Below are 13955 nucleotides of genomic sequence, written 5' to 3'. Positions count from 1 at the left end.
CCCGCCCCGGACGTGGACACCACACTGCGCACGGCGTTCGCCTCAGGTCCTCGGTGAGCGGCCCCCGGCCCGATGCGGAGCACGTCGGCGGCGCACTCCCGGCAGGCCGGTCACGCTCGGGAAGGCCGGCCGGCCCGCGGCCGGCACCGCGTCGGGCGGCGAGGAGGTCAGAGCCAGCCCGCGCGTGCGGCGTGCCATCCGAGTTGCAGGCGCGAATCCGCTCCGGCGCGGTCCATCAGACGGCGGGTGCGTCGCTCCACGGTGCGGATCGAGAGACCGAGCTGCGAGGCCACCCGCCGGTCGGAGATCCCGGCCAGCAGCAGGGCGAGGACCTCCAGCTCCCCCTCGGTCGGCCGGTCGTCGGCCGTCGGCTCCGCACGCAGCCCCGTGGAGGCGTCGAACAGCGGCCGGGCCAGGTCCCATTCCCGCTCGAAGAGATGGACCAGGGCCGTCAGCAGACCGCTGCGGTGCACCACGATGGCGCTCGGCTCGTCGTCGGAGTCCATCATGTCCAGCGGCACCATGGCGCGTTCCCGGTCCGACACCATCATCTTCAACGGCAGGGACTCGGCCAGGCGAATCGAGAGGCCCGCCGACATGCCCGCCCTCACGTCGCTCCCGATGCCGGGACTGTCGAGGTAGTCCTTGGAGGCCACGACCCGGAAGTCGACTCCCCGGTCCAGCGCGGAACTCTCGGACATGTCGGCGTCCTCGCGGGCCACCGCGATGCTCTCCCCGACGAGGAACACGAGCAACTCCCGCTGCGCTCCCCGCTGCAGCTGGTGGAACCGGTGCGCGACCTGCTCCACGCCGACGACCACCTCCACCACGCTGCCCGCGGGATGCCCGGCGGTACTGCGGTACTGCTCGGTCAATATCGAGAACGCGGCCTCGGCCCGATGCAGCGCGTTGCGCTGCTCGACCAGGAGCGGGGCCAGCGCCACGGAGGGAGGGGTGAGCCGGTAGCGGGCGGGCAGCGGGCCGGCATCACCGCCGGGGGAGTCGGCTGTCCCGCCCCCGGCCTCGGCGGTGATCGCCACCAGGCCGCGTGTCGACAGTTCGAGGAGGACGCGGTCGACCTCGGGGTTCTCGAGTCCGGTCTGCCGTACGAGGTCGTGCGCGGAGGCGGTCGGGAGGGTCAGCAGTGCGGTGTAGACGGCCTCTTCGGGCAGGCTGAGCCCCAGTGCCTGCAGCAACAGGTCCCCTCCCGGGCGGCAGCCGTGTCCGTCCTCTGCGCAGCTCGTGCGGACCGAGCGGACTCACATCGGCCGCACCCTATCCCACGGCCCCGACACCGGGACGGGCGCCGTCGCCGGCCCGGACACCGAGGCGGGAATCGTCGCCGGACCCCGCGAGGGACCGGGTGTCCGGGGGTGCGGGGATTCCCGAAGGGGGCTCCTAGGCTGGGCCCGTGACAGCCGACCACCGGCCTCTGGCCGTCTTCGACCTCGACAACACGCTCGCCGCGACCGCCCACCGCCAGCATTTCCTGGAGCGGCGCCCCAAGGACTGGGACTCCTTCTTCGCCGCGGCGCCCGACGATCCGCCGCTGGACGAGGGGGTCGCGCTCTGTCGTGAGGCGGCCGAGGAGTGCGACATCGTGTATCTCACCGGGCGGCCGGAGCGCTGCCGCCGGGACACGCTGGAGTGGCTGGCGGCGCAGGGGCTGCCCGAGGGGCCGGTCCACATGCGCCGCAACCGGGACTTCCGGCCGGCCCGGGTGACCAAGGTGGAGACCCTCCGCCGGTTCGCCGCCGACCGCGCGGTCAGGATGCTCGTCGACGACGACCTGCTGGTCTGCGACGCGGCGGAGGCTGCCGGTTTCCACGTCGTACGCGCCTTGTGGGCGACCCCCTCGCAGGAGCTGAGGGACGCCCAGGAGAAGGAGGGCCGGACCTGACCGGGGGCGGGGTCAGCCCTCGTCCTCCAGGCGGAAACCGACCTTCAGGCCGACCTGGTAGTGCTCGATCGCGCCGTCGACGATATGGCCGCGGACCTGGGTCACCTCGAACCAGTCGAGGCCCCTCAGGGTCTGCGAGGCGCGGTTGATGCCGTTGCTGATGGCCTCGTCGACGCCCTCGGTGGACGTGCCGACGATCTCGGTGACGCGGTAGGTGTGATTCGACATGGGGGCCGAACTCCTCTCGGTGCGGTCTCTCCACGGTGCCCCAGGCCGCGTCGCTCCGCGACACGACGCGGCCGGGTGGCCGACGCCCCGAGCGCCGCGTCGAGTGCCGTGCCGGTCGTGGTGTCGAGCGGCGTGTCGAGATGCGCGGCGGCCGCCGTTTCGGCCGATCAAAAGCCACCGACGGGTAGTTACCGTTGGTAACGGAACAGATGGTGCGTCCGTGGCGCGGAACGGGATGGTCAAGGACTTGACCATCCCGTTGGTCCAGACCAGAATCCAGGCCACATACCCGCGCGAACACCCCGTTCGGTCCCCCCATGTCGGGTCAGCCCCCCCCATGCCGCACGACCCTGTGCTGAACCCGCAGAAGGTGACCCACGTGAAGAACCGCCATCTCGTCTGCCCCCTGGCCGCCGCCACCGCGCTCGCCCTCGCCGGCTGCGGGATGCTGCCGGGCGGGGGCGGTGGGACGAAGACCGTCAACATCTGGCTCATGCGGGACAGCGCCAGCGAGGACTTCATCAACCGCTTCACCGAGGCCTACGAGGACGAGCACGACGGCGTCGACCTCAAGGTCACCATCCAGGAGTGGACGGGCATCGGGAAGAAGGTCACCGAGGCGATCCAGGGCTCCGGCGGACCCGACGTCATCGAGGTCGGCAACACCCAGGTCGCCCAGTACGCCGACACCGAGAAGCTCTACGACCTTACCCTGGAGTCGGTCCGCGACCTCGGCAGCGAGGACTGGCTGCCCGGTCTCGCCGAACCCGGCAGCATCGGCGGATCCCAGTACGGCATCCCCTGGTACGCGGCGAACCGCATCGTCATCTACAACAAGGACCTCTTCGCGGACGCCGGCATCGACAAGCCGCCCGCCACCCGCGCCGAGTGGCTCACCGACACCGAGAAGCTCAACAGCAAGGGCTCCCAGGGCATCTACCTCGCCGGACAGGACTGGTACACCCTCGCGGGCTTCATCTGGGACGAGGGCGGCGAACTCGCCACCGACAAGGGCGGCGAGTGGACCGGTGCGCTCGACAGCGCGGCGGCCCAGCGGGGCATGGCCTACTACAAGGAGCTCCAGTCCCTCGGCTCGGGGCCGAAGGACGCCGACGAGCAGAACCCGCCGCAGGCCGACGTCTTCGCCAAGGGCGACGTGGCCCAGCTCATCGCCACGCCCAGCGCCGTCGCCGCGATCCTCAAGACCAACCCGGATCTCAAGGACAAGCTCGGCTACTTCCCGATACCCGGCGCCAAGGCGGGCCAGCCCTGCGCCGTCTTCACCGGCGGCTCCGACCTGATCATCCCGGAGAACGCGCCCCAGCGCGGGGCCGCCCTCGACGTCGTCAAGGCGCTCGCCGGCGAGAAGTGGCAGTCCGAACTCGCCCGTGCCATGGGCTACGTGCCCAACAAGAAGGGCCTCGCCTCCGTCGTCGCCGGCCAGGAGGCCACCGCCGTCATGGCCAAGGGCGCCGCACGCGGCCGGGCCACCCCCAACTCCCCGCAGTGGGCGAACGTCGAGGGCGACAACCCCATCAAGCCCTACATGACGGCCGTCCTCCAGGGCGAGGACCCGCTGAAGGCCGCCAAGCGCGCTTCGACCGAGATCACGGACACCCTCGCCGAATAGCATTCAGCGCCTCCACACCCGCGAGCCCCCGGACGGTCATGTCGAATCCAGCCGGTGACGGAAGAAGTAAGGAGCCGGGCCACCGCTCACACGGCCCGGCGCCGCCCCTTCCCCTTCCGTACGCCGGAGGAGCCCGACATGGCCGCACCGACCCCCACGCTCACCGTCCCCGCCCAGCCGCTCGCCGTTCCCGCCCAGCCCGGGGCGCACGCCGGGCGGACCGTGTCCCCGGCCGACGCCGGGCAGCCCACGCCGCAGGCTCCCGCCGAGGAGCCCACGCCCCGGTACGTCGTCGGTCTCGCCCGTGACCAGGAGGACGTCCGCGCCGCCCAGCGGCTGCGCCACCAGGTGTTCGCCGGTGAACTCGGTGCCCGGCTCGACGGCCCGGAGCCCGGCCTGGACACCGACGCCTTCGACGCGTACTGCGACCACCTCCTCGTACGGGAGGAGACCACCGGCGAGGTCGTCGGCACCTATCGCATCCTGCCGCCCGACCGGGCCGTCGTCGCGGGAAGCCTCTACTCCGAGAGCGAGTTCGACCTCACCCGGCTCGCCCCGATCCGCCACGACCTGGTGGAGGTCGGGCGCTCCTGCGTCCACCCCGCCCACCGCAACGGCGCCGTCATCGGTCTCATCTGGGCCGGCCTCGCGCGCTACATGACGGACACCGGCCACAACTGGCTCGCCGGGTGCTGTTCCCTCCCGCTCGCCGACGGCGGCACGCTCGCCGCCGGCACCTGGGACACCGTCAAGGCCAAGCACCTCGCCCCGGAGGAGTACTGGGTCACCCCGCACAAGCTCTGGAACGCCGAGGGCGTCACCCGCGCCGAGGGCCGTACCGAGCTCCCGCCGCTGCTGCGCGGTTACCTCCGGCTCGGCGCCTGGGTCTGCGGTGCTCCGGCGTACGACCCCGACTTCGGCGTCGCAGACGTCTACGTCCTGCTCTCGCTGCGCCGGACCAACCCGCGCTACCTCAACCACTTCCTCTCGCTCGTCCCGGCGCGGTGAACGGGACCACGGCCCTCTCGCCGTGGCTCCCCACGGCGCCCTGCACCCCGGGCCACTGCGCCGCCCATCCCGAGACCGCCCATCCCGAGACCGCTCGTCCGGAGACCGTCCACCGCGAGATCACCCCTCTCGGGACCGTCCCCCCCGAGAGGACCCACCGTCCCCGCGGGGCGGCGGACCCGGCCGGGACCCTCCGGGCGGCGGTCCGGCTGACCGCCGGACTCTGCGCCGTCCTCCTCGGCATCCTGCTCGCCCCGGCCGCCGGACTCCTCCCGGCCGCCACCCGCTTCGCGCTCGTCCGGTCCTGGCTGCGGGCGATGATCCGCGCCTTCGGCGTCCACGTCCGGTACGAGGGAGCGACCGCCCCGCCCGGCGGCCCGCTCCTCGTCGTCGCCAACCACGTCTCCTGGCTCGACATACCGCTGATCGGGGCCGTGCTGCCCGGCCGGATGGTCGCCAAGTCGGAGGTGCGCCGCTGGCCCGTCCTCGGCACGCTCGCCGCGCTCGGCGGCACCCTCTTCATCGACCGGAACGGCCTCAGGGCGCTGCCCGGCACCGTGCACACCCTGGCCGGAGTCCTCGCGGGCGGCGGCCGGGTCATCGTCTTCCCCGAGGGCTCCACCTGGTGCGGGCGGGCCCGGGGGCGCTTCCGGCCGGCCGCGTTCCAGGCGGCCCTGGACACCGGAAGCGCCGTGCAGCCGGTACGGATCGACTACCGGCCCACCGACGCCGCCGCGTACGTCGGGGACGATCCGCTCGGCTCCTCACTGTGGCGGGTCGTCTCCGCCCGCAGGCTCACCGCCGTCGTCCGGCTGGAGGAGCCGCTGCCCGCCGCCCCGTACCCGGACCGGCGGGCCCTGGCGGCCGCCGCTCAGCGGGCCGTCGCCAGCGAGAGCGCGAACCTGCCCTCGCTGTCGGTCCACCAGCGGTCCAGATCGAGGTCCGCCTCGGCGAGCTCGGCCCGGACACCCGCCTGACGGAACTTCGCGGACACCTCCGTCCGCATCTCCTCGCCCGCCGCGAACGGCACCACGAGATCCAGCTCGGGGATCTTCACGGTGAGCGCGCGGCGGGCCCGCAGCCGCATCTCGATCCACTCCCGCCCGGCGTCCCACACCGCCACGTGGTCGAAGGCGTCCGGGTCGAAGTCCGCGCTCAGCTCCCGGTCGATCACGGACAGGACGTTCTTGTTGAAGGCGGCCGTCACGCCCGCCGCGTCGTCGTAGGCCGCCACGAGGGTCGCCTCGTCCTTCACCAGGTCCGTGCCCAGCAGCAGGGCGTCGCCCGGTGTCAGCATCGCCCGCACCGAGCGCAGGAAGGTCCGCCGCTCACCGGGCAGGAGGTTGCCGATCGTGCCGCCGAGGAAGGCCACCAGACGCGGTCCCGGTGTCCCGGGCAGCGCGAGCCCCCGGGTGAAGTCGGCGACCAGGGCGTGCACCCGCAGTCCGGGCCGCTCGGCGAGCAGCGCCTCGGCCGCCCCGGTCAGCGCGGACTCGCTCACGTCGACGGGTACGTAGCTGTCCAGGCCGGGCAGCAGCGCGTCGATCAGGAACCGGGTCTTCTCGGAGGAACCGGAACCCAGCTCCACCAGGGTCCTGGCCCCGGTGGCGGCGGCGATCTCCGGCGCCCGCTCCACCAGGATCTCCCGCTCGGCCCGCGTCGGGTAGTACTCGGGCAGCCGGGTGATCTCCTCGAAGAGCTCACTGCCCCGGGCGTCGTAGAACCACTTGGGCGGCAGCTCCTTGGGGGTGCGGGTCAGCCCGTGGAGGACGTCGGCGCGCAGATCGGCGCCGGCGGCGTCGGGGGCGAGGGTACGGGTCAGCTGGAACGGGCTCACGCGGAGGGCTCCTTGAGCGGGGTGAGGGTGACATCGGCGCGGGTGGCGGTCACGAGCGTGTGCTCGGGGACCTCCCGCCAGCGCGGATCGTCGTCGTACGGTTCGGAGGCCACGACCACCCGGTCGGGACCCGTCAGGTACCAGAGGCTGTTCTCCCAGGCGGTCGCCGCGATCCGCGTGCCGTCGGTGAGCAGCAGGTTCAGTCCGGAGCCGGGGGCCGCCCCGGCGGCCTCCCGGACCGTGTCGGCCAGGGCGGGACCCGGAGCGTCACCGGATCGCAGCCGGTGCAGTACGAGTGCCCAGAGCAGCGCCGAGTCGGTCCGGGCCTCGGTCCGGAGGAGTTCGCCGGCCGACAGGGTTCCGGCGAGCGGTTCCAGGGAGTCGGGCCAGCCCGTGACGGCGCCGTTGTGGCTGAACAGCCAGGGCCCGGCGGTGAACGGCGCCGCCGCGGCCTCACCGTCGGCGCCCGGCAGGGTCGCGCCGCGGACCGCGGCGAGCAGCGCCCCGGAGCGCACCACCCGTGCCAGGTCGGCGAAGGACAGGTCGCCCCAGATGGGGCCCCGGCGCCGGTAGCGCGCGGGCACCGGATCGCCCTCGGCGTACCAGCCCACCCCGAAGCCGTCGGCGTTCACCACGCCGCTGGTCTGTGCGCGGGGCTCCCAGGACTGGCGCAGCAGGGCGTGGTCCGGGCGGACGATCAGCTCTCCCAGCGCCACCGGCTCGCCGACGTAGGCGATATGACGGCACATCAGTCGAGCTCCGCGTTCCGGGCGGTGCGGAAGCCGGAGAAGATCTGGCGCCGCACCGGCAGGTCCCAGTTGCGGAAGGTGCCCCGGCAGGCGACCTGGTCCACCGCGAACGAACCGCCCCGCAGCACCTTGTGCTCCGGGCCGAAGAACACCTCCGAGTACTCCTTGTACGGGAAGGCGGTGAACCCCGGATACGGCAGGAAGTCGCTCGCCGTCCACTCCCACACGTCACCGATCAACTGCCTTACGCCGAGCGGCGATGCGCCCTCCGGATAGCCGCCGGCCGCCGCGGGCCGCAGGTGCCGCTGCCCGAGGTTGGCGTGCTCGGGGCCCGGGTCGGCGTCCCCCCACGGATAGCGGCGCGAACGCCCCGAGTCCGGGTCGTACCGCGCGGCCTTCTCCCACTCGGCCTCCGTCGGCAGCCTCCGGCCCGCCCAGCGGGCGTAGGCGTCCGCCTCGTACCAGCTCACGTGCAGGACCGGTTCGTCCTCGGGCACCGGCTCCGTCACCCCGAACCGGCGGCGCAGCCACTGGGCGCCGTCCCGGCGCCAGAACAGGGGCGCCTCGATGCCGTGCTCCCGGATCTGCGCCCAGCCGCCCGGCTGCCACCAGCGCCGTTCCGCGTATCCGCCGTCGGCCATGAACGCCAGATAGGCGCCGTTGGTGACGGGAGTGGTGTCGATGTGGAAGGCGGGCACCACCCTGGGGTGAGCCGGCCGCTCGTTGTCGAGGGCCCAGGGCTCGTCCGAGGTCCCCATGGTGAACGGACCGCCCGGGACGAGGACTTCGGCGGGCAGTGGGCCGCCGCGCGGGGCCGGGGGCGGGGGAGCGGTCAGGGCGACCGGCCCCTTCCGCAGCTGATGGGTGATCAGCATCGTCTCGTCGTGCTGCTGTTCGTGCTGGGCGATCATGCCGAACGCGAAGGCGGCGTCGAGCAGCGGTCGTCCCTCGAACGGGGTGCGCTCCAGCACGTCGAGGACCCGGAGCCGTACGTCCGCCGCGTAGGCGCGCGCCTCCCCCGGCGCGAGGAGCGGCAGCGACGGGCGGGTGGCACGCGGGTGCTCGAAGGCGTCGTACAGCGAGTCGATCTCGGGCCGCAGCGCCTCCTGCCCCGCGACGGCCCGCCACAGCCACTGCTCCTCCTGGTTGCCGATGTGCGCCAGGTCCCAGACCAGCGGAGACATCAAGGGGGAGTGCTGGGCGATGAGTTCACCGTCGTCGACAGACGAGGTGAGCAGCGCCGTACGGTCCCGTGCGACGGTCAGGGCCTCCAGGGCCCGCCGGCGCAGGGCCTCCGGCCCGGTCCGAGGTCCCGTCTCCGTCGTCGTCATGACGCCATCACCTCGAAGTCGTCGGCCGGGCAGTTCCCGGGAACCACGTACCGCTCCTGGAACGCGGCGACCGCCCGCCGCACCTCCTCGCTCGCCCCGATCCGGGGCAGCGCCTCCAGCGCGGTGGCGAACACGGTGCGCGCCGCCGCGTGCAGCTCGGGGTCGGCGAGACCGTCGCGGGCCGCCGAGAGCCAGAGCGGATTGCGCGGGGCCGGACCGTCACCCGCCCGCTCCGCGAGCGGCTTCACCGCCCGGTACACCGTCTCCGCCGCCTCCGGGTCGTCGAACACCGCCGTCGTCACCGCCACCGGCACCATCCAGCCGTCCGCCCCCGGCTGCGCGTCGACCATCCGCAGCTCCAGATGACCGCGCGGCCGCACCGGAGGGAACAGCGTCGTCATGTGGTACCGCAGATCATCGGCGTCGGCCGGCCGGGGCAGGCCGGTGCGCAGCCACTCGCGGAAGGTCAGCCCCTCCGGTACGGCCCACGGGCCCTCGTCGGCCCGTACGCACATCACCGGGGTGTCCAGGACGTGCGCCGCCCACTCCGCGCGCGGCTCACCGTCCGGGGAGGGCGCGAGCGCCCGCCGGGGGTCGAGGTCCGTCCACAGCGACTGCCGCGTCGAGCGCCAGCCGGTACGGCGGCCGCCGTGCAGGGGCGAGTTGGCGAAGGCGCCCACGAGCACGGCGCCCAGCAGATGGGCGAGCTGCCATCTCCGGTGGTAACCGAGCGGGCCGGGCTCCTCCAGACCGGCGTCGAGACAGATCTGCACCGAGGCCGACTCGCACATCATCGCCCGCCCCGCCGGGCCCGTACGGTCGAGCGCCGTCTCCATCGCGTCGTACCGGGGCTCGTGGAGGACCCGGCCGCGCGGCGCGTGCCAGGGATCCACCCCGTAACCGCTGAGGGCGAGGCCGAGCGGTCCGAGCGCCGACCGTACCGCCCGCAGATCGGCGGCGAGGGAGTCGAGGCATTCCATGAGCGACCCGGCCGGGCGCGAGCTGAGCTCCAGCTGCCCGCCGGGTTCGAACGTCAGGGACGACACCAGCGGCAGGGCCCGCACGGTGTCCAGGGCCGCCGCGAGCCTCGGCGGCCGTACGGGGAGCCGCGGGTCACGCAGCTCGTGGACGAGCCACTCCAGCTCCACTCCCACGGTACGGGGTGGGCCGGTCTTGAAGCAGATACATCGCAGCAGGTCCTCCGCCTCCATCTCGCTGAGAGGGGGGCCGCCACGCGGTATGCCGCTCGACGACATCCGTGCACCTCCTGGTCATCGGGCCGGTCGTCCGGGACCGGGGTCCCGGCGAGTCGTTGTCTCCACCTAAAGCCACCATCGAGCGGTGTGCAAGAGCGCCCCGAACCGGACGAACGCGCCCTCTGTGCCTCCGCCCGGCCGAAACTGCCCGGTCGCACGGTGTCCCCGGAAGCCCCTCGCACCGTCCCGGGACGTCCAGGGACGGTCGCGGGAAAATCTGTTGTCCCGGCCGCGGCACGACGATCATCCTGAGGTCATGAGTGCACGACTGCGCGCGATCGCGCGGCAGACCGAGGAGATCGTCGCCGCGGGCCATTACCGGGCCCCGGACGGCCGGACCGTCTCCCTCGCCGAGGACCTGACCGCGGCCCTGGCCGGAACCCGCCTCCACGGCCCCGACCCCGTCCCGGTCACCCCCGACACCCACCGCACCCCCACCCTCGACGTCACCGGCGAGAGCAGCCTGGTCGCCGCCCGCAGGATGACCGCCGCCGACGCCACCCGCCCGGTCGCCGTCCTGAACTTCGCCTCCGCCCGCAACCCCGGCGGCGGCTACCTCAACGGCGCCCAGGCCCAGGAGGAGGCGCTCTGCCGCTCCTCCGCCCTCCACACCACCCTGCTCCGCGCCCCCGCCTACTACGCCCACCACCGCGAAGAACGGGACGCCTTCTACACCGACCGGGTCATCCACTCGCCCCGGGTACCGGTCTTCCGCGACGACCGGGGCGGCCTTCTCGCCGAACCCTTCACGGTCGGCTTCCTCACCTCGCCCGCCCCGAACGCGGGCGTCGTCCGCCGCCGTACCCCCGAACTCGCCGGCCGCCTGCCGGCCGCCCTCGCGTCCCGCGCCGAGCGGGTCCTGGAGACCGCGGCCGCGACCGGCTACCGCCGGCTCGTGCTCGGTGCCTGGGGATGCGGGGTCTTCCAGAACGACCCGGAGCAGGTCGCCGGCGCGTTCAAGGCGCTGCTCACCGGGGACGGCCGCTTCGCGGGCCACTTCGAGGAGATCGTCTTCGCCGTCCTCGACCGGGCCTCCGGCACCCCCACGCTGGCCGCCTTCGCGCGGGTCGTGGGCGCGGCCGCCTGACATGCGGCCTTCGCACCCCCGTGCCAGGCTGAGGGGATACGGACCACAGTCCGACACCCGTCACGGGAGGCACGATCGTGGGCAAGAAACAGACCCGTTCGAACCGGGGAGCCCGTACCGGCGGCCATGAGCACCGCACCGAGGCGGCCGCGAAGGAGCAGACCGCGGCGGTTCCGAGGAGAGAGAGCCCGATGCCGCTCGTCGAGCACGCGTCGCACCGCAAGGAACGGAAGTTCGGCCACAACTGAGCGCCGCGGCTGAAGGCCTCGACCGGAGGCCCACGACCGAGGGCCGCAGTTGAAGGCCCCGACCGGAGGCCACGACCGAGGGCCCCATGGAAGGCCGCGGCGAAGACAGTACGACCCGAGGCGGCACAGCCGAGCACAGAGCGAGGCGGGGAGCCGACGGGGTGAGGGCAGGGGCCCGGTGGCAGACACCACCGGGCCCCTGCCCCTGTGCGACACCCGCTCGGCGCGGTTACTCCCCGTCGCCGACCGTGATCTCCACGCTCTCCGCCGACACCCGGGCCGCCGGCGGCACCGTGCCGCCCAGCCGCTCCTGAGCGGCCGGGTTCATCGTCGAGAGCAGCTGCCGGGCCAGACCGAGCCCCGTCCCGCCCATGGTCAGCGCCTTGGCGAACACGTCCGCCATGCCGTCGGCGCCGTTGAGCAGCACCATCTGGTCCACGTTCCCGAACGCCGACGCACCCGCGGAGACGATCTCCGGCCACTTCTCCGCCAGTTGCTGGGCGACCACGGCCTCCTGGTTCTCCGCGAGCGCCGCCGCCCGTGCCTTGATCGCCTCGGCCTCCGCCAGACCCTTCGCCCGGGTCGCCTCGGCGACCGCGAGCCCCCTGGCGTGCTGCGCCGCCGCCTCGGCCTCACCGGTGAGCCGGGTCGCCGTGGCCTTGGCCGCGCTCGCCAGCTCGGTCTCCTTCGCGTCGGCCTCGGCCGCCGAGATCCGGGCGTCCCGCTCGGCCGCGGCCAGCGTCCGGGTCTCGTACGCCAGCGCGTCCGCCGGCTTGCGGACCTCCGCCTGGAGCTGCTGCTCCTTCCGGTGTCCCTCCAGCTCGGCGACCCGGGTCTCCTGGACGACGACCTCCTGGCGCGAGGCCGCCTCGGCCAGCGGACCGGCCTGCCGGGCCCGCGCGGAGGCCTGGTCCCGCTCGGCCTGGTAACCCGCCTGAAGGATCTCGCTGTCGCGGGTCGCCTCCGACATGCGCGCCGCGGCCTGCTGTTCGGCCTCGGTCGCCCGCCGGTTGGCCTCGGCCTGCGCGATCCGCGCGTCGCGTGTGACGGCGGCCGCGTGCGGGGCGGCCAGGTTCTTGATGTACCCGGTCGGGTCCTCGATCTCGTGGATCTGCAGCGAGTCGACGATCAGACCGAGCTTCTCCATCTCCGTGCCACAGGCCGAACGGGCCTGCCCGGTCAGCTTCTCCCGGTCACGGATCATGTCCTCCACGGTCAACCCGCCGACGATGGCGCGGAGATGACCGGCGAAGACGATGTGCACCCGCTCGCTCATCAGCTTCTGCTGGTCGAGGAAGCGGCGTGCGGCGTTGGCGATCGACACGAAGTCGTCACCGACCTTGAAGATCACCACACCGCGGACCTTGAGCGGAATGCCCTGGTGGGTGACGCACTCGACGGACAGCTGGGTCTCGTTGAGGTCGAGCGAGAGCTTGCGCACCGCCTGGACCCCCGGCAGGACGAGCGTGCCGCGGCCGGTGACGATGCGGAACCCCATGCCCGCGCCGAGACCCTCGTTCTTGTGGTTGGAACCGGAGATGATCAGCGCCTCGTTGGGTTCCGCGACGCGCCACATCATTTTGAACACACCGATGAGAACGGCGAAGGCGCCGACGACGACGCCCGCAAGGATGCCGATGCCCATGGACCAGATCCCCCTTCACCGGAGCCGAAGCGGATCCGGTGAAGGGAGTGTGCGCCTGTGGCGGGCGCCACTCAACGGTTCGGTCAACTGTCGTACGCGGCTGTGACATAGACGGTGCGTGGAGGGAGATGTTCCATGACCATCACGACCGTTCCGACGTCGATCCGCTCCTTCGGGGAGGCCGGATGGGCGAGGAAGTGCTCGGCACCGCCCCGGATCCGGACGATCACCTCACCGACGAGACCGGGCCCGACGGTGCCGGTCACCCGGCCGAGCAGTCCCACCATCGACGCGTCGTCCATGTCTGAACGGTACGTCAGATCCAGCTTTCCAGCGCGGACATGAACCCGTCGAAGTCCTCCCGGTGGATCGTGTGGCCCGCCTTCGCCACCGTTCGGACGGTGAACCCGCGGCCCTCCAGCATCGTGGCGTCCTCGGGCCACACCAGCGTGCTCGGGTCGGCCCGCACGACCAGCGAGGGAACGGCGGCCCGGGCAGGCCACAGATCGGCGCCCACGAAGTCCTCGAGACCGTACGCCGACCGCCGGTCCCAGACCCGTACCGACGCCATCTCGGTGTCGAGGTCCTCGTCCGACCAGTCCGGGTTGAAGCCGCGGACCTGCTCCCGGGTCATCGTCGCGCCCCGGACGAAGGCCGCGGCCCGGTAGCCGGCCGGTCCCGCCCTCAGGTGCCAGGCGGGGTCGGAGTAGACCGCGCGGGCGGGCTTCAGCCGGTCGAGGGCGCGGGCCAGGACGAGCCCGCCGAGCGAGTGCCCGACGGCCAGTTCCGCGCCGGCCGGAAGGGTTTCGGCGAGATCGTCGGCGTAGTCGTCCGGCCCGTACTCCTCCGGGCCCGCGGCCCGCCCGCTCGCCCCGTGCCCCCGCAGGTCCACCGCGACCACCCGGTAGCCGCGCTCCGCGAGCGCCGGTCCGACCCGCCGCCAGGTGCGGTGGTCGGCCATGAGGCCGTGGACGAGCAGGGCGATCCGGTCACCGGATCCCCAGGTGGTGGTGTGCAGGCGCACGGTGCCGCCTTT

At 73.1% G+C, this 13955-nt stretch carries 15 protein-coding genes; 6 read left to right on the top strand and 9 right to left on the bottom strand.

Annotated features, from left to right (window positions below):
- Positions 1-167: 167 nt before the first annotated feature.
- Complete coding sequence (locus ACH4MY_RS12795) at positions 168-1196, bottom strand: helix-turn-helix domain-containing protein (protein WP_398001534.1); 1029 nt, start codon at positions 1194-1196, stop codon at positions 168-170.
- 215 nt (positions 1197-1411) lie between these two features.
- Here ACH4MY_RS12795 and ACH4MY_RS12790 point away from each other — a divergent pair, with 215 nt between their 5' ends.
- The gene (locus ACH4MY_RS12790) at positions 1412-1900 is read left to right on the top strand and encodes a hypothetical protein (protein ID WP_398001531.1); all 489 of its coding nucleotides are present in this window, start codon (positions 1412-1414) and stop codon (positions 1898-1900) included.
- 12 nt (positions 1901-1912) lie between these two features.
- On the opposite strand, the gene ACH4MY_RS12785 is transcribed toward ACH4MY_RS12790, so the two are convergent.
- A complete protein-coding gene (locus ACH4MY_RS12785) occupies positions 1913-2128 on the bottom strand; it encodes a dodecin (protein ID WP_398001528.1) in 216 nt (71 codons plus the stop codon).
- A 379-nt stretch (positions 2129-2507) separates the two neighbouring features.
- On the opposite strand from ACH4MY_RS12785, the gene ACH4MY_RS12780 reads away from it, so the two are divergent.
- From ACH4MY_RS12780 to ACH4MY_RS12770, 3 genes are all read left to right on the top strand, one after another.
- Positions 2508-3758, top strand: coding sequence for an extracellular solute-binding protein (locus tag ACH4MY_RS12780; RefSeq protein ID WP_398001525.1), 1251 nt, complete (start codon positions 2508-2510; stop codon positions 3756-3758).
- Positions 3759-3896: 138 nt separating this feature from the next.
- Complete coding sequence (locus tag ACH4MY_RS12775; RefSeq protein WP_398001523.1) at positions 3897-4766, top strand: GNAT family N-acetyltransferase; 870 nt, start codon at positions 3897-3899, stop codon at positions 4764-4766.
- Entirely contained in the window at positions 4763-5743 is a 981-nt protein-coding gene (locus ACH4MY_RS12770; protein ID WP_398001520.1) for a lysophospholipid acyltransferase family protein, read from the top strand. Before ACH4MY_RS12775 ends, ACH4MY_RS12770 begins: the two co-directional genes overlap by 4 nt.
- Here the strand turns inward: ACH4MY_RS12770 and egtD are convergent.
- Genes egtD through egtA form a run of 4 tightly spaced genes read right to left on the bottom strand, consistent with a single transcriptional unit; the run spans position 5638 to position 9939 of the window.
- Positions 5638-6603 carry an L-histidine N(alpha)-methyltransferase gene (gene egtD, locus ACH4MY_RS12765; protein WP_398001517.1) on the bottom strand — a complete coding sequence of 322 codons (966 nt, stop codon included), beginning with the start codon at positions 6601-6603 and terminating at the stop codon, positions 5638-5640. The two genes, ACH4MY_RS12770 and egtD, sit on opposite strands and share 106 nt — an antisense overlap.
- Positions 6600-7352, bottom strand: coding sequence for an ergothioneine biosynthesis protein EgtC (egtC, locus tag ACH4MY_RS12760; protein ID WP_398001514.1), 753 nt, complete (start codon positions 7350-7352; stop codon positions 6600-6602). The genes egtD and egtC overlap by 4 nt, the downstream gene beginning before the upstream one ends.
- Positions 7352-8683, bottom strand: coding sequence for an ergothioneine biosynthesis protein EgtB (gene egtB, locus ACH4MY_RS12755; RefSeq protein ID WP_398001511.1), 1332 nt, complete (start codon positions 8681-8683; stop codon positions 7352-7354). The genes egtC and egtB overlap by 1 nt, the downstream gene beginning before the upstream one ends.
- Positions 8680-9939 (bottom strand): ergothioneine biosynthesis glutamate--cysteine ligase EgtA, encoded by a 1260-nt coding sequence (gene egtA / locus ACH4MY_RS12750; RefSeq protein WP_398001509.1) that lies wholly within the window; start codon positions 9937-9939, stop codon positions 8680-8682. Before egtA ends, egtB begins: the two co-directional genes overlap by 4 nt.
- A gap of 256 nt (positions 9940-10195) precedes the next feature.
- Here egtA and ACH4MY_RS12745 point away from each other — a divergent pair, with 256 nt between their 5' ends.
- The gene (locus ACH4MY_RS12745; RefSeq protein ID WP_398001507.1) at positions 10196-11026 is read left to right on the top strand and encodes a TIGR02452 family protein; all 831 of its coding nucleotides are present in this window, start codon (positions 10196-10198) and stop codon (positions 11024-11026) included.
- Positions 11027-11103: 77 nt separating this feature from the next.
- Positions 11104-11274: a hypothetical protein gene (locus tag ACH4MY_RS12740; RefSeq protein WP_398001504.1), complete on the top strand. Its 171-nt coding sequence runs from the start codon at positions 11104-11106 to the stop codon at positions 11272-11274.
- Between the two features lie 229 nt (positions 11275-11503).
- Here the strand turns inward: ACH4MY_RS12740 and ACH4MY_RS12735 are convergent, their stop codons facing one another.
- From ACH4MY_RS12735 to ACH4MY_RS12725, 3 genes are all read right to left on the bottom strand, one after another.
- The gene (locus tag ACH4MY_RS12735) at positions 11504-12919 is read right to left on the bottom strand and encodes a flotillin family protein (protein ID WP_398001501.1); all 1416 of its coding nucleotides are present in this window, start codon (positions 12917-12919) and stop codon (positions 11504-11506) included.
- An 83-nt stretch (positions 12920-13002) separates the two neighbouring features.
- Positions 13003-13221: a hypothetical protein gene (locus tag ACH4MY_RS12730; protein WP_398001499.1), complete on the bottom strand. Its 219-nt coding sequence runs from the start codon at positions 13219-13221 to the stop codon at positions 13003-13005.
- Positions 13222-13235: 14 nt separating this feature from the next.
- Positions 13236-13943, bottom strand: coding sequence for an alpha/beta fold hydrolase (locus tag ACH4MY_RS12725; RefSeq protein ID WP_398001496.1), 708 nt, complete (start codon positions 13941-13943; stop codon positions 13236-13238).
- Positions 13944-13955 lie beyond the last annotated feature (12 nt).

The sequence above is a fragment of the Streptomyces sp. NPDC017246 genome, from assembly GCF_044331325.1.
In the GTDB taxonomy this organism is placed as follows: domain Bacteria; phylum Actinomycetota; class Actinomycetes; order Streptomycetales; family Streptomycetaceae; genus Streptomyces.
This window is presented reverse-complemented; position numbering and strand designations above follow the sequence as displayed.

Coding starts and splice junctions, on each gene's coding strand:
- ACH4MY_RS12785 (WP_398001528.1), bottom strand. CDS start 2,128: ATGTCGAATCACACCTACCGCGTCACCGAGATCGTCGGCACGTCCACC.
- ACH4MY_RS12775 (WP_398001523.1), top strand. CDS start 3,897: ATGGCCGCACCGACCCCCACGCTCACCGTCCCCGCCCAGCCGCTCGCC.
- egtC (WP_398001514.1), bottom strand. CDS start 7,352: ATGTGCCGTCATATCGCCTACGTCGGCGAGCCGGTGGCGCTGGGAGAG.
- egtB (WP_398001511.1), bottom strand. CDS start 8,683: ATGACGACGACGGAGACGGGACCTCGGACCGGGCCGGAGGCCCTGCGC.
- egtA (WP_398001509.1), bottom strand. CDS start 9,939: ATGTCGTCGAGCGGCATACCGCGTGGCGGCCCCCCTCTCAGCGAGATG.
- ACH4MY_RS12745 (WP_398001507.1), top strand. CDS start 10,196: ATGAGTGCACGACTGCGCGCGATCGCGCGGCAGACCGAGGAGATCGTC.
- ACH4MY_RS12735 (WP_398001501.1), bottom strand. CDS start 12,919: ATGGGCATCGGCATCCTTGCGGGCGTCGTCGTCGGCGCCTTCGCCGTT.
- ACH4MY_RS12730 (WP_398001499.1), bottom strand. CDS start 13,221: ATGGACGACGCGTCGATGGTGGGACTGCTCGGCCGGGTGACCGGCACC.